Origin of the sequence: Paenibacillus taichungensis (genome assembly GCF_003287275.1) — a bacterium.
Classification (GTDB): Bacteria; Bacillota; Bacilli; order Paenibacillales; family Paenibacillaceae; genus Paenibacillus; species Paenibacillus taichungensis_A.
The window spans coordinates 239533-262709 of record NZ_QEVW01000009.1; the positions used below are offsets into that span (position 1 = coordinate 239533).

20 protein-coding genes are annotated in these 23177 nt (G+C 46.1%); 13 read left to right on the forward strand and 7 right to left on the reverse strand.

The window, feature by feature from the left end:
- Positions 1 to 47: 47 nt before the first annotated feature.
- Positions 48 to 575, reverse strand: coding sequence for a type 1 glutamine amidotransferase domain-containing protein (locus DC345_RS15910; protein ID WP_113053912.1), 528 nt, complete (start codon positions 573 to 575; stop codon positions 48 to 50).
- A gap of 272 nt (positions 576 to 847) precedes the next feature.
- Between DC345_RS15910 and DC345_RS15915 the strand changes: the two genes are divergently transcribed.
- From DC345_RS15915 to DC345_RS15930, 4 genes are all read left to right on the forward strand, one after another.
- Complete coding sequence (locus DC345_RS15915; RefSeq protein ID WP_113053913.1) at positions 848 to 1261, forward strand: hypothetical protein; 414 nt, start codon at positions 848 to 850, stop codon at positions 1259 to 1261.
- 122 nt (positions 1262 to 1383) lie between these two features.
- Positions 1384 to 1731, forward strand: coding sequence for a bacillithiol system redox-active protein YtxJ (ytxJ, locus tag DC345_RS15920; RefSeq protein WP_113053914.1), 348 nt, complete (start codon positions 1384 to 1386; stop codon positions 1729 to 1731).
- 92 nt (positions 1732 to 1823) lie between these two features.
- Positions 1824 to 2837, forward strand: coding sequence for a catabolite control protein A (ccpA, locus tag DC345_RS15925; RefSeq protein WP_024631149.1), 1014 nt, complete (start codon positions 1824 to 1826; stop codon positions 2835 to 2837).
- A 202-nt stretch (positions 2838 to 3039) separates the two neighbouring features.
- Positions 3040 to 3735: a 5'-methylthioadenosine/adenosylhomocysteine nucleosidase gene (locus DC345_RS15930; RefSeq protein WP_113053915.1), complete on the forward strand. Its 696-nt coding sequence runs from the start codon at positions 3040 to 3042 to the stop codon at positions 3733 to 3735.
- 151 nt (positions 3736 to 3886) lie between these two features.
- Here DC345_RS15930 and DC345_RS15935 read toward each other — a convergent pair whose 3' ends face one another.
- Complete coding sequence (locus tag DC345_RS15935) at positions 3887 to 4519, reverse strand: GNAT family N-acetyltransferase (protein WP_113053916.1); 633 nt, start codon at positions 4517 to 4519, stop codon at positions 3887 to 3889.
- Between the two features lie 272 nt (positions 4520 to 4791).
- Between DC345_RS15935 and acsA the strand changes: the two genes are divergently transcribed.
- On the forward strand, positions 4792 to 6516 hold the full coding sequence (gene acsA, locus DC345_RS15940) for an acetate--CoA ligase (protein WP_113053917.1): 1725 nt from the start codon (positions 4792 to 4794) through the stop codon (positions 6514 to 6516).
- Positions 6517 to 6694: 178 nt separating this feature from the next.
- On the opposite strand, the gene DC345_RS15945 is transcribed toward acsA, so the two are convergent.
- Together DC345_RS15945 and rpsD are read right to left on the reverse strand one after the other, a co-directional pair.
- Complete coding sequence (locus DC345_RS15945) at positions 6695 to 9814, reverse strand: transglycosylase domain-containing protein (protein ID WP_113053918.1); 3120 nt, start codon at positions 9812 to 9814, stop codon at positions 6695 to 6697.
- A 356-nt stretch (positions 9815 to 10170) separates the two neighbouring features.
- A complete protein-coding gene (rpsD, locus tag DC345_RS15950; protein WP_076288214.1) occupies positions 10171 to 10770 on the reverse strand; it encodes a 30S ribosomal protein S4 in 600 nt (199 codons plus the stop codon).
- Between the two features lie 462 nt (positions 10771 to 11232).
- Here rpsD and DC345_RS15955 point away from each other — a divergent pair, with 462 nt between their 5' ends.
- From DC345_RS15955 to DC345_RS15975, 5 genes are all read left to right on the forward strand, one after another.
- A complete protein-coding gene (locus DC345_RS15955; RefSeq protein WP_113053919.1) occupies positions 11233 to 13212 on the forward strand; it encodes a sensor domain-containing diguanylate cyclase in 1980 nt (659 codons plus the stop codon).
- 132 nt (positions 13213 to 13344) lie between these two features.
- Positions 13345 to 14211, forward strand: a complete 867-nt coding sequence (locus DC345_RS15960; protein ID WP_113053920.1) for a hypothetical protein — start codon at positions 13345 to 13347, stop codon at positions 14209 to 14211.
- 109 nt (positions 14212 to 14320) lie between these two features.
- Positions 14321 to 15436, forward strand: coding sequence for an aminopeptidase (locus DC345_RS15965; RefSeq protein WP_113053921.1), 1116 nt, complete (start codon positions 14321 to 14323; stop codon positions 15434 to 15436).
- A gap of 96 nt (positions 15437 to 15532) precedes the next feature.
- Positions 15533 to 15778: an HPr family phosphocarrier protein gene (locus tag DC345_RS15970; RefSeq protein ID WP_024631140.1), complete on the forward strand. Its 246-nt coding sequence runs from the start codon at positions 15533 to 15535 to the stop codon at positions 15776 to 15778.
- Positions 15779 to 16002: 224 nt separating this feature from the next.
- On the forward strand, positions 16003 to 16296 hold the full coding sequence (locus tag DC345_RS15975; RefSeq protein WP_024631139.1) for an Fpa/YlaN family protein: 294 nt from the start codon (positions 16003 to 16005) through the stop codon (positions 16294 to 16296).
- A 195-nt stretch (positions 16297 to 16491) separates the two neighbouring features.
- On the opposite strand, the gene cax is transcribed toward DC345_RS15975, so the two are convergent.
- Positions 16492 to 17562, reverse strand: a complete 1071-nt coding sequence (cax, locus tag DC345_RS15980; RefSeq protein ID WP_063565584.1) for a calcium/proton exchanger — start codon at positions 17560 to 17562, stop codon at positions 16492 to 16494.
- Positions 17563 to 17746: 184 nt separating this feature from the next.
- On the opposite strand from cax, the gene DC345_RS15985 reads away from it, so the two are divergent.
- The gene (locus tag DC345_RS15985; RefSeq protein WP_024631137.1) at positions 17747 to 18109 is read left to right on the forward strand and encodes an Asp23/Gls24 family envelope stress response protein; all 363 of its coding nucleotides are present in this window, start codon (positions 17747 to 17749) and stop codon (positions 18107 to 18109) included.
- A 157-nt stretch (positions 18110 to 18266) separates the two neighbouring features.
- Here DC345_RS15985 and ftsW read toward each other — a convergent pair whose 3' ends face one another.
- Positions 18267 to 19553 carry a putative lipid II flippase FtsW gene (ftsW, locus tag DC345_RS15990; RefSeq protein WP_113053922.1) on the reverse strand — a complete coding sequence of 429 codons (1287 nt, stop codon included), beginning with the start codon at positions 19551 to 19553 and terminating at the stop codon, positions 18267 to 18269.
- A 13-nt stretch (positions 19554 to 19566) separates the two neighbouring features.
- The gene (locus tag DC345_RS15995; RefSeq protein ID WP_053784292.1) at positions 19567 to 19914 is read right to left on the reverse strand and encodes a YugN family protein; all 348 of its coding nucleotides are present in this window, start codon (positions 19912 to 19914) and stop codon (positions 19567 to 19569) included.
- Positions 19915 to 20126: 212 nt separating this feature from the next.
- On the opposite strand from DC345_RS15995, the gene DC345_RS16000 reads away from it, so the two are divergent.
- The gene (locus DC345_RS16000) at positions 20127 to 21296 is read left to right on the forward strand and encodes a M20 family metallopeptidase (protein WP_113053923.1); all 1170 of its coding nucleotides are present in this window, start codon (positions 20127 to 20129) and stop codon (positions 21294 to 21296) included.
- Between the two features lie 199 nt (positions 21297 to 21495).
- The gene (locus tag DC345_RS16005) at positions 21496 to 23172 is read left to right on the forward strand and encodes a DNA repair helicase XPB (protein ID WP_113053924.1); all 1677 of its coding nucleotides are present in this window, start codon (positions 21496 to 21498) and stop codon (positions 23170 to 23172) included.
- The last annotated feature ends 5 nt before the right edge of the window (positions 23173 to 23177 follow it).

Sequence of the window (23177 nt, forward strand, 5' to 3'; positions counted from 1 at the left end):
TCTTATTTCAACGATAAAACCCCACGCCATTGGCGCGGGGTTTTGTTTTATTTTTTAGCAAGTGCATCGCAAAATGCTTTGCCATAAGGCGGAAGGTCAGGTGGACGACGAGCTGAAATGATGTGTCCATCCACAACAACGGCTTCATCTTTCCAGATGGCTCCGGCATTTTCCATGTCATCCCGGATACCTGGTGTAGATGTGACCGTAACCCCGTCCAGTATTTTGGCGGATATCAGTACCCAGCCTGCGTGACAGATCTGTCCAATCGGCTTACGGTCCGCATGCATTTCCTTGACAAGCTCAAGTACTTTGGGATAGCGACGAAGCTTGTCTGGTGCCCAGCCTCCGGGTACAAGAATACCATCATATTGTGAACTATCGAGTTCATCAAAACTGTATTCCGCCTCGGCGGGAACACCATATTTACCAATGTAGGTTTTGCCTTTTTTCTCTCCGGCAAGATGCACCTCAGCGCCTTCTTCACGGACACGATGCACCGGATACCACAGTTCCAGATCTTCGAATTCTTCATCGACCAGGGCGATGACTTTTTTGCCTGTTAATCTCATCATCATCTCTCCTTTTTGCGGTAATTAGCACATAGCGTCTTTATTGTAACAGATTCTCGTGGTGACTTCATCGTCACGCAATCTGTCAATCGGGTAAGCGATTACAACTTAATGAACGCCTACATTCGACAACCTTCTTCTGGAGACGGTGGTAATTTGTGCAACCTATGGTTTATAGCAGGATTTGAACGGAAATAGGTCGAATGGTATCTGTATAAGAGTATAGAACGAATGAGGTGATGACTGTGCGTAAGACGTGCAGATGCGGACATGTAATGGAATTGGAATTAAGAACGGTGGTATATGCCAAAAAGGTGGAGATTCGTAACGTACCTGTATTTGCTTGTACAGATTGCATTTCCTATGAAGTGCTTCAGCCGGTCAAGCCGGATTTGAAAGAGTGCATCAGTACACTAGGTGAACAGCCATCGAAACAGGATGTATCGTTTGGGGAGAGAAATGAACTTGCGGACCTCTTCCATGAACAATTGTTGGCCTGGCCGGACGCTTCGGATCGCGAGATGGAGCATCGGATGCAACGTGCTGTGGAGGAGAGAATTAACCTTCTGCTGGATATTATGGGCTATGCCCAAAAATCTAATGATCAAGAATGGATTGAAACAACACAGCGAAGATTAGGTCAATTATCCGGCTTTGTATGGCAGGCACACTTCTCGAATGCTGTCTGATTTTGACGTGCAAAATGCTTGTTTTCATGAAAATTGGCTTTTTCGCCCGCTTTTTGTTAAGATATCGTAGAGTGAAAACGCTCAACATAGCGGTAATCCTGGTAAAGGGGGATGTATATCAAATGGCTGACATGACTAAAATGACAAGTATTGAACAGCTAAACTCCGCAGTGGAGGCTACCGAGGATCAACCCTTGCTTCTGTTTAAGCACAGTACACGCTGCCCGATCAGCGCGAATGCTTATCAGGAGATGAACGATTATTTGCAAAATAGTCCAAATGAACAAGTGAAATACGGTATCATCTATGTAGTGGAAGACCGCCCTGTGTCCAATGAAGCAGCGGACAAGCTGGGTGTTAAGCACGAATCTCCGCAGGCGATTCTAGTCAAAAAGGGAATTCCTGTATGGCATACTTCCCACTCGAATATTACTTCAACCACAATCACGAATGCACTTCGTGAGTCCTAAAGCCTATTTTAATTGATTAATGCATAAATTTGTCGTAATATAAATCTTAATGAAAATGGTATGAAAATTTACTGGTAATGGAGAGAAGTACTGTGACGGTAACCATTTATGATGTGGCACGTGAGGCCGGTGTCTCTATGGCAACGGTATCACGGGTTGTTAACAATAACCCTAATGTAAAGCCACAGACACGCAAAAAAGTATATGAAGCCATCGATCGGTTGGGATATCGTCCAAATGCGGTAGCCAGAGGCTTGGCGAGCAAGAAGACAACCACGGTCGGGGTCGTTATTCCGGACATTTCGAACTCAACCTTTGCAGAGATTGCCCGCGGAATTGAAGATATTGCGAATATGTATCACTACAACATTATTTTGTGTAACGCGGATAAGAAGAAAGAAAAAGAAATTCGTGTAATTAATACCTTGTTGGAAAAACAAGTGGACGGTCTGCTCTTCATGGGTGGAACTGTGACTGACGAGCATATTCAGGCGTTCCAATCAGCGGCTGTGCCGATTGTTCTCTGTGCAACTAGTGACGAGAAGGGCACGTATCCTTCTGTAGATATCGATCATGAAGCAGCGGCATTTGACGCTGTAAATACGTTGATCCGTCATGGACACAAGGAAATCGCAATGATCAGTGGTACACTGCAAGATCCTGCCAACGGTTATGCCCGTTTCCAAGGGTACAAGAAAGCGCTCGAAGCAGCAGGTATGGAATATCAGGAGGATCTCGTACGCATTGGTAACTATCGTTATGAGTCAGGTGTGGAAGCGATGAAGTATTTCCTCGGATTGAAGAAAAAACCATCGGCAATCTTCGCTGCAACAGATGAGATGGCAATTGGTGCGATTCACAGCATTCAGGATGAAGGTCTGAAAGTACCGGATGACTTCTCCATCATCAGTGTGGATAACATTCGTATGGCTTCCATGGTCCGTCCTCAGTTGACTACTGTAGCTCAACCGATGTATGACCTGGGCGCTGTAGCGATGCGTTTGCTGACCAAGCTCATGAAGAAAGAAAATGTGGAGAACCCACGGGTTATTTTGCCGCATGAAACGATTCTTCGTCTGTCTGTAAGCCATGCAGACGTAGTTTAAATACAGGTTCGGATGATTCACCGTCATTTCTGATGGAATTGCTTTAAGAAAGGGAGAAGGCATTCTCTCTACATAGTGGAATTACGGAAGCTCCGGAAACGGAGCTTTTGTGCTGAACAGGGCTTTGGACGTAGACGGAAAAACATACTTGGAGGAAACGAGTCCAGGTTTACATGCAGAATGCTATATAGGAGGTCATAACATGCGTGAAACAATCGGCATTATTGGTGCAATGGATGAGGAAGTAGAACTTCTCTTGGCTGGTATGAAGCAATTAGAGACTGTAAAACAAACCGGTATTACCTATGTTGCAGGTGAATGGTTGGATAAACAGATTGTAGTCTGCAAATCAGGCGTGGGGAAAGTAAATGCGGCTGTGACGACACAGATTTTAATTGATCGTTTTCAGGTTAACCGTATTATTTTCACAGGTGTTGCGGGTGCACTTAATCCGGAGTTGAACATTGGAGATATGGTCATCTCTTCCGAATGTGTGCAGCATGATATGGATGTGACTCCACTTGGATTTGAGCGCGGGGTTATTCCTTATCAGGAGACGTCCGCCTTCCCAGCGGAAGCATCACTTATCTCGTTAGCTGAAGAAGCCTGCAAAGCGCAGGGAGCGAACTATCTGATCGGTAAAGTGCTGTCTGGAGATCAATTCATTGCAAGCAAGGATACGGTGAAAATGCTGTATACCGAAATGAATGGGGCATGTGCGGAGATGGAGGGAGCTGCCGTAGCGCAAGTAAGCTTCATGAATCGTGTTCCGTTCGTTATACTTCGCGCAATGTCTGACAAAGCAGATGGATCAGCACACGTGAACTTTGCCGAGTTTACTGTGGAGTCTTCCCAGCGTTCTCACGGTATTGTGGAACATATGCTGGAACATATGTAATTCCATAAGGTATATGCATGTTGAGCATGGTAGTGGCTTAAAAAGAAACAAAAACCGCTTCTTCCTTTCAGATCATCCTTGATGAACCTGTTCGCGAAGAGGCGGTTTTTCTATGTATACGTATTCGGGAATCATCCATGTGAATTCGTGATTAATACATAAAACGATGGCGGAATCGCACCCGGTCGAACTGTTCTTCCGATTCCAGGGGCACTTGGCTACCAATGCGGACCATGAGGCAGTTCGCCGGATGTGAACAAATCTCGGGATCATCGGTGGCGTACCAAGTCATATCTACGGTTTGCATCAATTTTTCCATCATCTTGCGGTAATCCCATACGGAAAGGGTGCTGCCCTTCAAATCCCAATGCCAGTAATATTCCGTTGTGAATATGATATATTTCTCCATCTGTCCATTTTCAAACGCCGTAAGCAGCATTTCGCGCCCAATCCCGAGAGAGCGATAGGAATCCGCAACCTCAATGGCGCCCAGCTCAATTAGATCGGTCATATTGCCTTCCGACCAACGCTCGCATTCATCTGCATAATGGAAAGTTACATAACCGACAATGGTCTCATTTTCCCGTGCAACGATGATTCGACCCTCAGGCAAAGCGGCAATTTCGGCCAATGCCTCCTGTTGTTCCGAAGGGCGCCTGAAGGCATCCAGATCGGAATGAAATTCAAGCTGCGTAACCGTCTCGGCCTGAACTGGTCCCTCAATGATGATTCGGTGGCCGGACTTGAAGATGGAACGCATATGATGCTCCTTAATATGCTCCATAGTTCATGCTCCTCTCTCCCCCTACTTATAGCAAAAAACCAAAAATTTGAAAAGCCATAGACGATGATTGAAAAGATTTGCTATAATTGCGTAGACAAAAAATGTTCACAATTCAACTGCAGTTTGGGTTCATCGGTTTTGGCCAGGCAAGTACATGATGAGAAGTTCTCTCTACTAATGTAAGCGCTAACTGGAAGTTCAGTCAACACAAAGGCAATCAGAAGTGACCCATATTGGGAATCGAAATGTCGAGTTGAAGGAGGCTGGCAAGCATGAGTCAAGCACATGGTGAGATGCTGCAAACGGTTGTGTCTGAATCTAATCTGGGCGATTACACGGAGGCCCGAAGCCGGTTTGATTGGGAAACGGTTGAAAGGCACTTTACGTGGCACGCCAGCGGGAAAGTCAACATGGCGCATGAAGCGATAGATCGTCATGTGCTGGAAGGAAGAGGCGGGAGAACCGCACTATTATACAGTGATGCTTCGCGTGAAGAGGCATACACGTTTGCTGATTTGAGCGAGCAGTCGAGTCGCTTTGGTAACGTTCTCCGCAAATATGGCATAGCCAAGGGTGATCGGGTATTTATTTTTATGCCACGAAGTCCTGAGCTCTATTTTAGTCTGCTGGGCATATTGAAGGTTGGGGCCATTGCAGGCCCGCTATTTGAAGCCTTCATGGAAACTGCGGTGAAGGACCGGCTTGAGGATAGCGGCGCCGTGGCACTAGTAACGACCCCTCAGTTACTTGGAAGAATCAAACGTTCGGAATTGCCTGAACTGAAACATATTTTTGTTGTAGGTGGCGGTCCGCAGACGGAAGAAGGACTCATCGACTTTGATGCAGAGATGTCCGCGGCTTCGGATGATATGGAAGTGGAGTGGCTGACTCGTGAAGATGGTCTGCTGATTCACTATACTTCCGGCTCTACAGGCAAACCAAAAGGTGTATATCATGTGCAGAATGCGATGATTCAGCATTATTACACTGGCAAGGTTGTACTTGATTTGCGTGAGGATGATGTATACTGGTGCACAGCCGATCCAGGCTGGGTAACAGGTACCTCCTACGGAATTTTTGCACCGTGGTTGAATGGTGTAACCAACGTTATTCGTGGAGGGCGTTTCAGTCCGCAAGACTGGTATAGCACCATTGAGAAAAATAAAGTTAGCGTATGGTACAGTGCGCCGACGGCTTTCCGCATGTTGATGGGAGCGGGCGAAGAGACCATTGCCCAGCATGATCTGAGCAGTCTCCGTCACGTCATGTCTGTGGGTGAGCCACTCAACCCCGAGGTGGTGCGTTGGGGCTGGAAAGCCTATGGACAGCGAATTCATGATACTTGGTGGATGACGGAGACGGGTGGACAATTAATCTGTAACTACCCGGGCATGCCAATTAAGCCAGGTTCCATGGGTCGTCCATTACCGGGAATCGAAGCCGCCATTATTGACGATCGAGGACAGGAACTGCCACCATACAGTATGGGTAACCTGGCTATTCGTACTTCCTGGCCGTCCATGATGGCGAAGATCTGGAATAACCCGGCCAAATATGAGGAGTACTTCCGACTTTCTGGCTGGTATGTATCCGGTGATTCCGCTTATATGGACGAAGATGGCTACTTTTGGTTCCAGGGCCGGATTGATGATGTCATTAACTCTTCGGGTGAACGTATTGGCCCCTTTGAGGTGGAGAGCAAGCTCGTAGAGCATCCTGCGGTAGCTGAGGCAGGCGTTATCGGCAAACCGGATGTAACTCGCGGAGAGATCATTAAGGCCTTTGTGGCATTGCGTGAGGGCTATGAGCCAACACCGGAGCTGAAGGAAGAGATCTATCGATTTGTAAAAGAGGGTTTATCTGCTCACGCAGCTCCGCGTGAGATTGAGTTCAAGGATAAACTGCCCAAGACCCGCTCCGGCAAAATTATGCGCCGTGTATTGAAAGCTTGGGAGCTGGATCTGCCGACAGGCGATCTATCGACGATTGAAGACTAAAGCATAAACCATAAACCAGCGGATACAACGTGTCTGTTCGTCCCATGATTCCAATACAAGGCCTGACCCGTGTCTCACTTGCGGATCAGGCTTTTTTACTTTGGAGTTTGCATAAATAACAAAACCCCATCCTCATGATGCGAGAATGGGGTTAAGAGCATAGTCATGAAACTCTGTATTATGGTTGGAAATGCACGGCTCCGGACGGCTCGGATTCGCCAATACTGTTGCTGGCGGATACCTTGAACCATCCACTGGTTGATGCAGGCACTCCGTAGTCCATGGAGGTACCCGAAGTAGTGCCAATTTTGGTGTAAGGGGCTGCCCCTGTTTCACTAAAATATACAGCATAACTTTGAACACCATCCGATTCCGGATTGGAGGCCCACTGAATGCGCAGTCCTTGGGAGAGTGACGACACGCTCACTTGGCCCGGTGTAGCTGGAGCCGTAGTTGTGGTGTTCTCATTCTGGGAGTCTTCCGGTGTAACAACAGTTCCCGGAACATTAATCGGTTCATTTATTTCTTCATCTGCAGGAGGTTCTACCGTTCCCGCACTGCTAACTGCTGCGCTAGGAGCAGACTCACGACCCGCTACATCGACCGCTGTAACGTAGAATGCAAAGTTTCCACCCTGTGCATATGCGGTAAATGATCTAGACTCGCCTGTCAGGACAACCTGCCCCTGATTCTGGAATCCGGCGCCATTTACTGAGCGATACAGGCGATAACCAACCACATCACTTTCTGGTGTTGCATTAAATGTAATCACGGCGTTTCCGTTGGCAACGGAAATTCTAACATTGCCTGGTGCATCCGGTGCTTTGCCGTTATCCGTTCTTGGATCGATCTGTGTCGGCATGTCTGCATCGGCATCTTCCGGCAGGTAATATGCAAGTGATTCGTGACGACTCATGCGTGAGAATGCACTTTGCAGTTCCTTGATGAGATCAGAGATCGGTTTCTTGCGCTTAATGACCGTTTTCTCTTTCGTCATATCTCCAGGTGTTTCATCACGCGGAATGTAGTTGACACCATTGTAAGTGATATATTTGGCTTTTGCGACGCCATCATCGCTGTCTTTCGGCACAAATTTGCTATTGAAGATATCAGTGACAAATCTGTCAGTCAGAGATGTCGGCAATTTGCCGCTATAAGCCGATACAGTTCGTGTCTCGATCCCGGATGGTTTCTTGAACGAATCGGTTACAAACATCTCTTTGTTTGTAGCGATGATTTGATTCATGATTTGCGTCCACAGCTGCTGTGCACGTTTCTTCTGTGATTTGGTCTCCAGTGTGTTTACAGGCTGTTTGTATCCAACCCATACACCCAACGTGACATCCGGCGTATAGCCTTCAAACCAGACATCGGCGTAGTTTTGAGTTGAACCTGTTTTGCCTACGATAGGCACACTCTTGGAGTACTTGTAATTTTCACGGACTTTATCAGCTGTACCTTCCGTAATAACGGTACGAAGCATATCTGTCATCAGGTATGCCGTCTGTTCTGAGAAAGCTTGAACAGGTTCTGCATCGTGTTTATATACGATATTTCCTTTGGAGTCTACAATTTTGCTAATCATATAGGAATCATTGTACACACCATTGTTGGCAATGGCTCCATAGGCATTGGTGAGCTCTTCAACGGTAACTCCGTACTGAAGTCCTCCAAGAACACCAGTCTGGGCTTGGTAGTCAATCGGTTGGATGGTGGTAATCCCGAGCTTCTTGGCGAAAGCCCATGATTTGTCGATACCAACATCTTCGTTGAACAGCTTCAGGGCTGGAACATTCAGCGAGTAGTTGAGTGCTCTACGGGCAGTCACAAGTCCCTGGTAGCGATTGTTGGCATTTTTCGGGATATGGAATCCGGTCTGGCCGTCCTTCAGAATTATCGGTGAATCATCAATAATGGAAGCCGGTTGAACAAGTCCTTCATCCAATGCAGGCAGATAAGCAGCAATGGGTTTCATGGTTGAACCTGGCTGACGCACCATCTGGGTTGCATAGTTCATCTGCTCATCCTGGAAATCACGGCCTTCAATCATGCCGAGAATGGCGCCTGTTTTGTGATTGATCAACATGGCAGCAGTCTGTTCTTTTCCCTTCACGGAATCGTCAGCAGCAAAATTACTGTCATCTTCGGCAATGGTTCGCATCGTTTTGTAGATACTCTTGTTGATCGTCGTGTAGATACGATATCCACCTGTACGCAATTGCTGCTGAGCTTCTTCCAGCAGGGCACTGCTTTCTTTTTGTGGTGTATCTGTATCCGTCTCCTTGGCTGTATCCGCTTTGGCATCGGTGCCTTCAGCTTTATCCGAATTGAGTTGCATTAAAATCTGTGCAGCTTGTCGCTCTGTTTCCATCATAAGATATGGATAAGTATTGTAAGCTTTGATGGTTTTAGGTGCGAGTGAACTCTTGATGTCAAAAGCAAGAGCTTCGTCATACTCGGATTGATTAATTTTGCCCAGTTCCAGCATACGGCGCAAGACAAGATGCTGACGATTGATTGCACGCTCAAAATTGTCCTCAACAAAGTCGCCTTTTCCATTAAAGGCAGAATAAGAGGAGGGAAGCTGAGGCAATCCTGCCAAATAAGCAGCCTGAGCTGTGTTTAATGTGCTCAAATCATTAATATTGAACAGTCCTTTGGCAGCTGCCTTGACTCCATATACATTATATCCACTGGAGCCGTTACCGAAAGGAACCTTGTTCAGATACGCTGTCATAATTTCGTCTTTGGTCAGGAAACGTTCGAGTCGAAGCGAAAGTAGTATTTCTTTCACTTTCCGATCCTCGGTTCGATCCAGATTAAGGAATACACGCCGGGCTAACTGTTGAGTCAGTGTGCTACCGCCCGTTTGAACAGATTCTTTTAGCACTTTCTGTTTGACGGCACGGAGCGTTCCGCTCATGTCTACACCTTTATGTTCGTAAAAATGATTGTCTTCAATCGAAATGACTGCATCAATAACCTTCTGCGGGATCTGGTCAAAGGTGACCGGACGCCTGTCTTCTTCTGTTCGTAATTGGCCGATCGGGCTGCCGTCGGCAAAGTAAGCAAAGCCTGTGATGGAGTTTTCGCTGACTTTTTGTTCAATCAGCGCCCTTGAACGGACGGGTTCGTCTTTCACAATGGAACTGACGTATCCCATCAGAGCACCGCCTACAAATAGTACCCCCATGAATCCCAGGACAACCATCCATTTGACGAAACTACCCAGTCTGCGGGCAAAGCTGCGCTTGCGGGCAGGCTGTTCATCGGGCTTTTTCTTATTAACATCAACCATTCAGTGTCTTCCTCCTTTTAACAGCACTTATTATAGCATAAAAAGGCTGGTTTGCATGCCTGAGAAATACAAGCAATGGTCGAAAATTGCCATTCTTTCTTGGATTATGATATATATCATGTGGAATTGAATTGCATATCATGAGAAGTCGTGGAGAATTTCAGTAAAACGTGGAAGCACTGAGCGTCGGAGTGTAGAGAAAATAGATGACTATGTATAGAAAGGAGGCCATATCCATGCATTAGGTGCAGGTGTGACCTCCTTTATTCTGCTCTTTGATTCTCTCGAAATAAAAAACAGCTGCCGAGAAAATCTCGGACAGCTGTTTGGTGTGAAGCTTAATGAAATTCCAACGATTAACGGTTGTAGAACTCGACGATTTGTTTTTCGTCGATGTCTTGGGACAATTCCGAACGCTCAGGCAAACGAATGAATTTACCTTCCAGAGCAGTATCGTTGAATTCTACGTATGCCGGAAGATGCGAACGGTTTTCCAAAGCTTCCTTAACGGAAGAAAGACCGCGGCTTCTTTCACGCAGGCTGATAACGTCGCCAGTGCTTACTTGGTAAGAAGCGATGTCGACTTTTTTGCCGTTTACAGTTACGTGACCGTGGGATACCAACTGACGCGAACCAGCGCGGGAGTTAGCGAATCCAAGGCGGTATACGAGGTTATCAAGGCGGCTCTCAAGCAAGAACATGAAGTTTTCACCTGCGATACCTTGCATTTTTTGCGCTTTAGCAAAGAGAGTGCGGAATTGCTTCTCGCCCAAACCGTACATGTGACGCAGTTTTTGTTTTTCTTGCAATTGCATACCGTAGTTGCTCATTTTTCTCCGTTGGTTAGCTCCGTGCTGACCTGGAGGGAAAGGACGTTTCAATTCTTTGCCTGTTCCGCTCAGGGAAATGCCGAGGCGACGGCTCAATTTAAATTTAGGACCAGTGTAACGTGCCATGTTTAAAGTAGCTCCTTTTTAGTTAAAGTTCATATAGGGCTCTGTTTGCGCTCCAATTTGTTGATGCGGGCTAGGCCACACATAAGACGATCAGAAAAGTTCAGCCGCTGTCCTGAAAGCAACAAAAAGAATGAGGGTGACACAACCGGTAATGCCCAAATTTAAAGACCCATTAGTAGTCTTCATCAACAATTTATTTTACAGTTTACTAGAACCAAAGTCAAGCGTGTGATAAAAGCAAAAAAACGTCTAAATTTGTCGATAGGTCCTTAGGCCCAAAATAATGGGACAATTTTCTGAAATATGGATGCAAAAAAGCTTTAAAGAGAGTAAAATAGATTGTATCTTAACTTTAAATGATCTTGTACATTAAGGTTATCGCATAGATTTGCAGGTTTGCGATAACGTCTGCAGATTAATGCATCCGAGAGGATGCAAAAACGGTGCAAAGGAGCGCCTGACATGTTAGAACATCTAAGAAGTAAACCAGCCAGCTTGAATTCGCGAAGTTCGGGCGATTCCGCATCTTCTGTCGCTCCTCACGAAGCGCATGTATTCTGGATGCAAAAAATGGACATCACACCTTTTGATTTTTCATATTTGGGGACCCTTCTGCAGCAAGCATACACCGACTGGCATATCCAACGGCGACCATACTCAGACAGATCGTCAATAATATACAACGTATGGAATACAGAAGGGATCTGTATGGGGCAAGGGATTGAAGGGGCTCCATTACTCGATGTACATTCGACTGTGATGCAATGTCTTGAATCGGGGCAGGCCCAGTCGTTACGGGGAACCACTGAAAATGGAGAGTATCATCTAATGGCTGAACCTCTGTTCTCCAGAACAAACAGGGATATGTTTGCTGTCTTCACTGCTGTAACCTACGAGCAAAATCGGGATGACACGTCTGAAGCTGTTGTTCGATCGGAGGCATTGCATTATCGTACCTGCTTTTACCGAAGATTTGAATACATATTTATGACGGATCTACTACAAGCTCATGAACAAACTGCCCGTGAAGAGCATCGAAGGTCGATTCTGTTCCAAATCGTTCAACGGATGCATGACAAGATGGATGTGGACGCGATATTGGATGAAGTGTTTGACAGTATTGACTACTTATATCCAACGACCCACATGACATTGTATATGTCTCAGGATCAGAGCAGCCTCAACCCACGTATCAAACCGTTGCTTGTTCATGAACGTGGAGAAGACATCTGTGTACAATCGTTTATGGAAGGCAAACTTATTGTTGTTCGATCAGATGAAGGTGAACGCCGCATTCTGGAGGTTGGCCTTCCTCTAAAAGGCAAACAAGGGATCTATGGTGTATTTCATATTGAGATGAATGAGGAGCTAATGGAAGATTCCGATCTGCAGCTCATAACGATGATGGCGGATACAGCAGGAACTGCTTTTGAAAATGCCAAGTTGCACGAACAATCGAATATGTTGATCCAGGAACTTCGTCTAATCAACGATCTGACACAACGTTTGAACAAGAGCTTGCAGCTAATGGAGATTTATCAATTCTCCGAGCAGGAATTGAAGGACATTTTTCAGGCTGAATCATGCTGTATTCTTCAACTAAATGACAGTACGGATCATTTTGAAGTGATGTCATCTAATGTAAATGAATTATGTCGCAAATCGTTTCCAACGGATTATGGTATCGCAGGGCTACTGTATCAAACCGAAGAACCGCTCATTCTATCCAATTATGCGAAATACGATAGAGTGTCATCGGTCTTCATGGATCTTACCGGCTCTATGTCATTGATTGCCTCACCCGTTCGGGTGAATGGTGAAGTGAAGGGTGCCATTTTGCTGGGACATCCGAAAAAGCAGTATTTTTCGTACGATAATTACCGCCTGCTGCAGATGCTGTCCATTCATATTGGACTTGCTCTCTCCAATGCAACACTTCACGCCGAGGTACGACGTTTGGCTAACCTGGATATGCTAACAGGGCTTTTTGTGAGGCATTACCTGGATAGTGTGATCCATGAACGTCAGGCTCATGAATTCTGTGGTTCACTGGTTGTCGTGGATATCGACCAGTTTAAACAGGTGAATGATACGTTTGGGCACCAAACAGGTGATCAGGTATTAAAACAGGTGAGCGATATTGTGACGAGTTCCGTGCGCCCTGAGGATATCTGTGCCAGATGGGGTGGAGAAGAACTGGCTATTTATATGCCTCAGATCGGTGCTCGTCAGGCACTGGAATATGCGGAAATCATTCGTACCAGGGTTGCTGAGGAGACAAGGCCTCCCGTGACCGTTTCCAGCGGTATTGCGGAATGGAACTGGATGGATGAGAAGGTTAGTGTGGAATCGTTATTTTACCGAGCTGATATGGCCTTGTACGATGCGAAGCATGGTGGTCGAAATCGTATCGTCATGGAAGAACAGGAAGTTACACGTTAAGAGAGGACTATTCCGATTGCGGAGTCGTCCTCTCTTTATTTTTTAGAAGGGGATATGCCAAAGGAAGGAAGTATAAGCAAATAAGGGAGGGGCAGGCTATGGAGAAAGTTTGATGGAAAGGTGGAATAGAACATGTTGAATCGTCGATATATACGTGGATTATTGTTGATTCTGAGCATTGTTGTATTGTGTGCTCCTGGTTGTGGATTGTTAGAGCGAGATCGAACTCCCGAGGAATTATTTTCTCTGGCTTTATCAGGAATTGCAGGCAAAGAAAAGCTGAGTTTTGATGGGGAAGCGGGGTTACGACGAGAAAGCAGCGGGCTGTTCGAAAATCAGTTTAAATTTGAGGGCAAGCTGGAGAATCATGACCGTTTGACCTTGCAAACGAGGCTGCCTGGAGCTGTGACTGCTGCCGGAACGGGAGTAAAAGGGGTAAATACCGCCGCTGTTAACAATAACGGGCAACCGAGTGGATTCAGTGCATCTTTTGAACGAAAACAAGGACAATGGATGGCTTTAACTGCCCAACATGAGCCCCTGCGTGGTTCGCTGTCCCGTTTTAATCCTATCGCTCAAATGGAAAGTATCGATCGTATGAACAAGACGATAAAGTCTGAGTACGGTTCAGGCCGTCGAACAAAAATACTGCGAATTGAACTCGCGCCGAAAGACGCCAAAACGTGGGCACTCGCGCAGCTTAATGACGAGATGAATGCGATTCGGGCGGAGTATATGCACAAGGCTACTGCGGTTAAGGGAGGCAGTCAGGAGAAGCTGGAGAAGGATCTGAACAAAGTGTGGGAGCAAGGGGAAACATCGATGCAAGAGATGATGAAACAGGCCGAGGTACAGACGGTATATCATCTAACCGTAGATCGGAAAACTAGCTTGCCCTTGCGACTTTCCTCGGAAAGTCAGGTGAGCTATAAGGACATGAACAGCAAAAGGAATAAAGAAGCTCTTGTAACAGATGTAAACTTCAGGGCCTATGAGTAGATGAGTTGCTGGACTGCCTGCTGACGGGATCGTTGTAGCGTGCTACAATAGTATCGTAATTTACCGTTGTTCAATTCAGGAATGGCGGATGACAGGAGGAGTTTACACGATGAAGGACCCAAGAATTCAGAAGCTCGCAGCCAATCTGGTGGGCTACTCTGTAGATGTACAGCCCGGCGAGAATGTGCTGGTTGAGATGATCGGCACAGAGCGTGATCTGATTAATGCAATTATTGAAGAAGTAGGCAAAAAAGGCGGTAACGTCTTTGTACAGCTGACGGACAAAACAGTTCAGCGTGCCATGCTCAAAAATGCGACAGAAGAAATGATGAAAACCTGGGCAGAGATCGATTTGAACCGGATGAAGCAAATGGATTGTTATATTGGTATCCGTGCAGGAGAGAATGTGAATGATCTGTCCGATGTACCGGAAGAGAAAATGAAAATGTACAATTCACTTTATTCCCATCCGGTACATAGCGAGCAACGGGTAAAACATACAAAATGGGTTGTTCTTCGTTACCCGAATGCAAGTATGGCACAGCTGGCGAATACAAGCACAGAAGCGTTTGAAGATTTCTACTTCGACGTATGTAACCTGGATTACGCTAAAATGGACAAAGCACAGGATTCATTGGCTAATCTGATGAAACGCACGGACAAAGTGCGTATCACTGGACCGGGAACAGACCTGAGTTTCTCCATTAAAGATATCGGTGCAGAGAAATGTTCTGGCCAAAAAAATATTCCGGATGGCGAAGTGTACAGCGCCCCTGTACGGGATTCAGTAAACGGAACAATTAGTTATAATGCGCCAACGCTGTATAATGGCATTACTTTTGAAAATATTAAATTCACGTTCAAAGACGGTAAAATTGTTGAAGCAACAAGCAACGATACAGACCGCATCAATGAAATTCTGAATTCAGATGATGGCGCTCGTCATATTGGCGAATTCGCAATTGGATTTAATCCACATATCCTGCACCCAATGAAGGACATTCTGTTTGATGAGAAAATTGCAGGCAGCTTGCACTTTACGCCAGGCCAAGCATATGAAGAAACAGATAACGGAAACCGTTCCTCCATTCACTGGGATCTGGTGTTGATCCAGCGTCCGGACTACGGTGGTGGCGAAATTTATTTTGATGATGTATTGATCCGTAAAGACGGGATTTTCGTTATTCCTGAGCTGGAATGCCTCAATCCGGATCGTCTGAAGTAAGAACAGTATTTTGCTGTTGCTAGGAAAGCGGATTCACGGTATCATGTAGTGGTAATTAATAGATGATACCAAAAGTGAAAAGACGGAGGGATTCCTATGTCGAGTAATAACGCAGCGGTAGTTGAAATTGCTCAAACAGCGAGCAAATTTACTTCTTCAATCGTACTTCATTCAGAAAACAAGTATATCGATGTAAAAAGTATTCTTGGACTGTTCACCACGCTGATTAGCACGCACAGCTATGAACTGCACGTTCATGGTCCGGATGCAGCTGAAGCCAAAGCAGCTATGTCAGAAGTGTTTGCCAAACATGGACTGAACGTAAGTATCGCATCCGAGTAATGGCACTAAGAAGCATCTCTGCCTATTATGGCAGAGGTGCTTTTTTTGCATGAGATCATTCAGATGTAAGGCAAGACCTCCGAAAATAGGGAGTTTAGGCAGGAATAAAGCTCTCCATGATCTATGGTTATTTTGGTCAGGTTCTTGTATTAGCTCCTGATTTCGTCTAATATTAGAGGTAGAACGTCTTTACGCGATTTTTGGGACATAGGGGGGAAAAATGCATGACTTCATCTGATCTGCAGGACCAGTTGCACTTGAAAGCGATCAGTCTTCTTCAAGAAGATGCAGATAAAATACAGAAGCTCATTGAAGTACAGATGGAGAATCTGGCTACCCGCTACTGCCCTCTCTATGAGGAAGTATTGGATACACAGATGTATGGGTTCTCCAAGGAAGTCGATTTTGCTGTTCGTGCAGGGCTTCTTCCAGAAGGTGCTGGTAAGCAGCTGGTAAGCGCGCTTGAGCGGAATCTGGCAATTCTATATGAAGCTTTGAACAAGAAGAATGAGCAATAGCCTGCAATAGCGTGGGTCAGAATAGAAGGCATGCAGGTGTTTGCATGCTTTTTTTGTGCGCCTGGATCGAACAGCTCGTCTGATGTGGTTCAGGAAGAGGGAGAAAAGAAAAAAGCAGTCTGGAAATGCGATTCCCAGGCTGCCTTTTTACGCGCTAATTTTTTTTGTCTATCCATTAGGATGATGGGAGTACTGTTATACAAGGAAGAAGGATACACCCAAAATAACATACACAACCATTAGGAGCAGACCTTCGTACCAGTTCGTTGAACCGTCCTGGGTGATGGACTTGGCGATAAATACGGCTACGCCAATGGCGACCAGCTCGATCGTTGTAAACACAATGTCCATCGTTCTGCCAGTGAAGTAACTGACAAAAACGAGCACAGGAGCAACGAAGAGTGCAATTTGCAAACTGCTGCCAACGGCGATCTCTACGGCGGCACCAATTTTGTTTTTCATGGCAAGCATGATGGCTGCACTATGCTCTGCGGCGTTACCGATAATGGCCACGAGGAACGCACCAACGAACAGTTCGCTGAGTCCAAATTGTTCAGTAAACACCTCAAGGGTGCCAACCAGCCATTCACTGACGAAGGCAACCATGACTGTCGCAAGAACGAGATAGAGAATTGATTTTTTCTTGGACCACTCGGGTGCATGTTCATGCGGTAATTCTTCATCTTCATCCACCGTGACATCTGCGAGATAGTTCTTGTGTGTAACCATGGAGAACACCAACCACGCTATGTAGGCAAGGATCAGCAAACCTGCAACAATGAGGCTTAGTGTATTCGTATCCTTCTGTGTGATGGAATGGGTATTCAGAAAGACGGCTGGAATAAACAGGGCAATGATGGCTACAATCATCAGGGAACCGTTTAGACCGGCAAGGGATACGTTATAATTCTGAATTTTGAACTTGAGTCCTCCGGCAAAGATACTTAGACCTAGCACCAGCAGCAGGTTACCGATGATGGAGCCTGTCAAACTGGCCTTAACCATGTCGAACAATCCTTCTTTAACGAGGAAAATGGCGATGATTAATTCGGCGGCATTGCCGAATGTAGCATTTAAAAATCCACCTAAGCGTTGTCCGGCATAATGGGCTACATTTTCGGTGGCTTTGCCTAAAAAACCGGCCACAAAAATAACCGAAATGGCTGAAATGACGAATTGCAGAATCGAATCCCATTTCAAGTAGTGGGCGACGGCGCTGAGTGCAAAGGTGGCAATCAGCAAAATGGATGAAATTCGGTTTCTCACAACAAACACCTCGGTAACTTTATTATTTTGTTTTAAACGATAGTACTAAACACTTATGAGATTATTTTCATATTTCAATATAACCAAATCATGGTAGGTTGTAAACGCATCTTTTTGAGTTTAATTTGCTTTTTGGGGTGGAAAGGATTTAAAATACGAGTAACGAAGTGAAGGAGGATGTGGCATGGCAGAACAACTTCAACTAGAGGGCGGAAACATCCGGATTGCCGATGACGTAGTGGCGAAAATTGCCGGAATGGCTGCGATGGAGACACCCGGAATTGCCGCAATGTCTGGAGGATTGTCAGAGGGCTGGGCGAAGCGCTTGAGCGGTAAAAACGTACAGAAAGGCGTAGGCGTGGAGGTCGGCCAGCTGGAAGCAGCCATTGACCTGCGCATCATCGTCCTGTACGAGACACCGATTCACGAAGTTTCCCGCATGCTTCAGCAGAATGTAAGAGAAGCGGTAGAGACTATGACCGGGTTACGTGTTGTTGAAGTCAATGTAAAGGTAGAAGGCGTATCTTTCAGAGGCGACGATCTGTAAACTTTAGCAATCCGTGAGGAAGAACAGCGGTAAATTGACCTGGTTCTTCATCTAGATAGACAACAGCAAAAAGACTTGGCATCAAATCCGATGCCAAGTCTTTTTCTGTTTCCAATTCATTTTGTTTCAAAACCATTCGTATCACGTTTGCTTCGCATTAGCGAATTCGACGAATGGATTCACGTGAACGAAGTGCGGGAGAGGTACGTGATGTTTGAACTGTCACCGACTTCGTTTTCTCTTCCTTGATGACGTCCAAATTATTGGTACGCGAGATGCTGAGCAGGATTCCCATGGCCACCATCATCACAAAGAGTGAGGTACCGCCATAACTGATGAATGGAAGAGTAACCCCTGTCACTGGAATGGTCTGGGTCACGCCCCCAATGTTGATAAAGGCCTGAATTGCAATTAATCCCATAATACCAATACCAACCAGCGTCCCAAATGGATCGGGACAGCGAAGGGAGACAATAATTCCTCGCCAGATGAAGTAAAGGTAGACCAACAGAAACAGCGCTGTTCCAACAAAGCCAAGCTCTTCCCCAATTACGGAGAAAATAAAGTCATTATAGGCATTAGGCAAATAATGCAGCTTCATCGTACCTTGTCCGATTCCGGAGCCGGTGATGCCTCCATCTCCAATTGCAACAAGGGAGCGATAGAGGTTAAGACTTCCGCCTTTCGTATCGGATAATGGATCAAGGAACGCCTGTATCCGCCCGATTTTGTAGTTCTGTGTAGCTTCCGTAGCTGTAGTGCTACTGGCAGTATCGGAAGAAGACATGGAAGAAAACAACGCATTCGCTCCAAGTGCTAATGCTGCTCCCAACACTACCAGCAAAATGGAAGCCATAATGTGTTTCATACTTGCTCCACCCGCATAAATGACCAATCCGCACGTAGAAACCAGAATGAAGCAGGTACCAAAATCCGGTTGCAGCATAATCAGTCCTGCAATGAAACCGACTATGACCAGCACGGGAATATATCCTGTCCTAAGATCCCTGAATCGTTCCCCTTTTTTGGTGATTAGCGCCGCAAGGTACAGAATAATAGCGATTTTGGCAAATTCCGCAGGTTGGACACTGAATCCGATAATTTCAATCCAGCTTCGGGCACCGTTTACCTTCTTGCCTGCAACTAATACAATTAGTAGCAATACCGTGGTAAGTAAGAAAAAGGGTGCATAAAGTTTCTTGTATTTGTTAAATCGGATATTCATGGCAAAAAACATGCCCACTAAACCGATAACCGCCCACATAAGTTGTTTTTTCGTGAAGAACAGGGCATCATTGTTAAAACTTTTGTTTGCAATTGCAATGCTGGAACTGGAGCTGAACACCATCACCAGTCCGAAGCCCACCAACAATAAAGTGAGGATTAGCAGTTGAAAATCCGGCGTGCCTCTCTTCGTTTTCGTTTGGGCCGTTTGTTGTTTCATGATTCGGCCCAGCCTAAGCTTCCAGCAGTTCTTTAAGCTGCTGTAATTTTTGGGCCGCCAGCTTCACGACTGGCTGCGGTACGGTAGAGTCATAATCCAGACCATGTGGAAAGGTTGCTTTTCCAAGATAAACAGCTTCAACTGCGAGAACCGTATCCGGTTTTTCGAGTTTGCCATCTATCGCACGGGTATTAATACGTACAAAGTATTCCGATTTGGTTTGCTCATCTTCAATTTTGTAGTCATATGTAGCACGATAATATTCCCATTGCCACCGGACAAATCCGACTTTCTCGGCGCTCTCATCCAGGTATGCCAAGTCGCTCTTCAAGCCATCCAAGCCTGTATTCTCAAAAATCATAAGCGTTTGATCCTCCTCATAAGCTTCCGAGAGTATAAATCTCGTTCTTTTCTCTATTTTATGATAGTATGTTTCCCCTTCCCGTGCAAGCTTTCAAGCGGTCATTCGTATCGGTTTTCTTCCAATTCTGCTACAATATACAGCAATAGGTTTCAAGAGGAAGGTTCGGGCTTGATGAAAGTCCCGTATAGAGAGCGAAAGGATGGAGAGACATGACAAATAATATATGGTGGAATGACCTGCAAATCCACATGGTAGAATGGCGTCGTCATCTTCATCGGAATCCTGAGGTTTCCTTTCATGAGGAGAAAACATCCTCTTTTGTAGCGGGTATGCTGGAGAGCTTTGGCGTTGAAGTGAAACGGCATGTTGGCGGACACGGGGTTATAGGTACCCTTCGTGGGGACAAGCCTGGGCCTGTCGTAATGCTTCGTGCAGATATGGATGCACTTCCGATCCAGGACGAAAAGGACGTTGAATATGCATCACAACAAGCAGGAGCCATGCATGCCTGCGGTCATGATGGTCACATATCCATTTTGCTGGGCACGGCATTGTACTTCAGTCGCCATAAACATGAAATCAAAGGTGAGATTCGCTTTTTGTTCCAACCTGCAGAAGAGTTGCTTCCAGGTGGGGCTCTCAAGGTCATTGCAGACGGAGGACTAGAAGGGGTAGATGTCATCTATGGTATTCATTTGTGGACCCCACTTCCTGTAGGCGTGGCAGCAAGTACCCCGGGGCCGATGATGGCAGCGGCAGATGACTTTTATATTGAGATCAAAGGGAAAGGTGGACATGGCGGCATGCCGCAATCCACAGTGGACAGCTTGGTGGCTGGTTCAGCCCTTGTGATGCAATTGCAGACGGTTGTCAGCCGTTCAGTAGATCCTTTGCGTCCCGCAGTATTGACGATTGGCACGATGCAGGCAGGGTCAGCACAGAATATTATCGCCGAGTTATGCAAAATGACGGGTACGGTGAGAACCTTTGATGAAGAGACACGCCGTATGATGAAGGAACGTGTGCATACGATCGTAGCTCAGACCGGAGAGATCTATGGTGCTGAGACCAAGTTGAACTATATTATGGGATATCCTCCAGTTGTGAATGATGAGCAGGAAACGGCACGGTTCTTCAGGGAAGCGGTGGATGTATTTGGCGCAGACCATGTACAGAAGTCACCGATGCTGATGCCGGCTGAAGATTTCGCTTATTACCTGCAGCAGATTCCTGGGTGCTTTATGTTTGTCGGAGCAGGCAACCCGGAGAAGAATGCCATCTATCCGCATCATCATCCCAAGTTTGACTTTGATGAGGATGCGATGCAGAATGCTGTAAAACTATTTATAGCCATGGCTAAAGGATATACAGCCGAATGATTTGAGTATAGTTGGGCATCCTATTCATACCACGGTATGATCGGGGTGCTTTTTTTGTATGGTCTTTGCAAATTGTCAAGGCAAGGTCGAACTGTTGTAGGATACAGGTTCAATTTCGGAAGAAACCGGAACTGGACTTTTTGTGATGCCTGTTAATCAGATAACATATAGATCATTTTCAAATTAGGGAGGAAGCGGAATGGAGAAAACGGATGCCTGCATTGTCCAGCGTGATTTTACAATATTGCTTGAAGTGGGTCATCCTGGATTTGACCAAGCCCGAGCTCAAATAGGGATGTATGCCGAACTGGTGAAGACACCTGCAGCTTTTCATACATATCGTATCACTGCATTATCACTGTGGAATGCGGCTGCACTCGGATGGAGTGCTGATCAAGTGATAGCAAGTCTGGAATCAGTGTCTCGTTGGAATGTTCCTGCCGCCCTGATTCAGGATATCCGGAGAATTATCCATCAATATGGGAAGCTGCAACTGAAACCAGAGGCAGATCATGGAAGAATGCGTCTCGTGAGTGAAGACGAACGATTGCTGGATGAATTAAGCAGTATGAAGACCATCTCGGCTTTTCGGATGGAGCGTGTCGATCCCCATGAGCTTATGCTTGGCGGTGAGCAACGCGGATTGCTGAAGCGGGAATTGACCCGATTGGGTTATCCGGTGCTGGATTATGCGGGATATCGAGAAGGAACAAGTCTTCCGTTTGAATGGCGTGCAAACACGCTAGGCGACAGTTCGGACGGTTTCCGTTTGCGCCCGTATCAACGAGATGCTGTGGATGCTTTTGAAGGCAGCGAAGGCATGGGAGGAAGCGGTCTGCTTGTTCTTCCCTGCGGTGCAGGCAAAACGGTTATTGGGATGGCTGTATTGGAACGTTTGCAATGTGAATGCCTGATCTTGACCTCAAACACCACATCGGTGAGGCAATGGATTCAGGAATTGCAGGATAAAACAACGATAACGAGTGAACAGATTGGTGAGTATTCCGGTCAGAAAAAACAGGTGAAACCTGTGACTGTGGCTACTTATCAGATTCTTACACATCGAAAATCCAAAGATGCTGATTTTACTCATATCAAATTGCTCAGTGAACGCCAGTGGGGACTCATCATCTATGATGAGGTCCATCTGCTGCCAGCACCTGTATTTCGGGCTACTGCAGATATTCAGGCTACGAGAAGACTGGGGTTGACAGCAACATTGGTGCGTGAGGATGGCTGTGAACAGGATGTATTTTCATTAATTGGTCCGAAACTATATGACATGCCGTGGAAAGAATTGGAGCAGCAAGGCTGGATTGCGAATGTACAGTGCCAGGAGATACGTATTCCTTTCACTCCTGAGCTTCGATCAAACTATTTGGAAGCGGAGGTGAAGCATCAATTTCGCCTTGCAGCTGAGAATCCGGCCAAATTAGCTGTGATCAGACGGATATTGGATCATCATGAGGGGATGCCAGCGCTTGTCATCGGACAGTATTTGGACCAGCTTGAGAGCATTGCCCGGGAAATTGAAGCACCGCTTATATCGGGTACGATGTCCCAACAAGAGCGAGTGAAATGCTTTGCAGCATTCCGGCGTGGTGAGATCAAAACGATTGTCGTATCCAAGGTTGCCAATTTTGCCGTAGATCTGCCGGATGCTGCTGTTGCACTTGAAATATCCGGAAGTTTCGGTTCAAGGCAGGAAGAAGCCCAGCGATTGGGTCGGATCTTAAGGCCGAAGTCCGGAGAAAATAAAGCTTATTTCTATGCCCTGGTATCAGAGGACAGTAAGGAACAGGAGTTTGCATTACATCGTCAGATGTTCTTGGTCGAACAAGGATATGAGTACAAAATCGTTCATGAATTGCAATGAAAAAG

Bases quoted from the DNA above. Each gene is read 5' to 3' on its own strand.
- DC345_RS15945 (WP_113053918.1), bottom strand. From the start codon at position 9,814: ATGGTTGATGTTAATAAGAAAAAGCCCGATGAACAGCCTGCCCGCAAG.
- DC345_RS15935 (WP_113053916.1), bottom strand. From the start codon at position 4,519: ATGGAGCATATTAAGGAGCATCATATGCGTTCCATCTTCAAGTCCGGC.
- ftsW (WP_113053922.1), bottom strand. From the start codon at position 19,553: ATGAAACAACAAACGGCCCAAACGAAAACGAAGAGAGGCACGCCGGAT.
- DC345_RS16005 (WP_113053924.1), top strand. From the start codon at position 21,496: ATGGAGAAAACGGATGCCTGCATTGTCCAGCGTGATTTTACAATATTG.
- ytxJ (WP_113053914.1), top strand. From the start codon at position 1,384: ATGGCTGACATGACTAAAATGACAAGTATTGAACAGCTAAACTCCGCA.
- DC345_RS15965 (WP_113053921.1), top strand. From the start codon at position 14,321: ATGAAGGACCCAAGAATTCAGAAGCTCGCAGCCAATCTGGTGGGCTAC.
- DC345_RS15970 (WP_024631140.1), top strand. From the start codon at position 15,533: ATGTCGAGTAATAACGCAGCGGTAGTTGAAATTGCTCAAACAGCGAGC.
- DC345_RS15910 (WP_113053912.1), bottom strand. From the start codon at position 575: ATGATGAGATTAACAGGCAAAAAAGTCATCGCCCTGGTCGATGAAGAA.
- DC345_RS15960 (WP_113053920.1), top strand. From the start codon at position 13,345: ATGTTGAATCGTCGATATATACGTGGATTATTGTTGATTCTGAGCATT.
- DC345_RS15995 (WP_053784292.1), bottom strand. From the start codon at position 19,914: ATGATTTTTGAGAATACAGGCTTGGATGGCTTGAAGAGCGACTTGGCA.
- DC345_RS15985 (WP_024631137.1), top strand. From the start codon at position 17,747: ATGGCAGAACAACTTCAACTAGAGGGCGGAAACATCCGGATTGCCGAT.
- DC345_RS16000 (WP_113053923.1), top strand. From the start codon at position 20,127: ATGACAAATAATATATGGTGGAATGACCTGCAAATCCACATGGTAGAA.
- rpsD (WP_076288214.1), bottom strand. From the start codon at position 10,770: ATGGCACGTTACACTGGTCCTAAATTTAAATTGAGCCGTCGCCTCGGC.
- acsA (WP_113053917.1), top strand. From the start codon at position 4,792: ATGAGTCAAGCACATGGTGAGATGCTGCAAACGGTTGTGTCTGAATCT.
- DC345_RS15915 (WP_113053913.1), top strand. From the start codon at position 848: ATGGAATTGGAATTAAGAACGGTGGTATATGCCAAAAAGGTGGAGATT.
- DC345_RS15955 (WP_113053919.1), top strand. From the start codon at position 11,233: ATGTTAGAACATCTAAGAAGTAAACCAGCCAGCTTGAATTCGCGAAGT.
- DC345_RS15975 (WP_024631139.1), top strand. From the start codon at position 16,003: ATGACTTCATCTGATCTGCAGGACCAGTTGCACTTGAAAGCGATCAGT.
- DC345_RS15930 (WP_113053915.1), top strand. From the start codon at position 3,040: ATGCGTGAAACAATCGGCATTATTGGTGCAATGGATGAGGAAGTAGAA.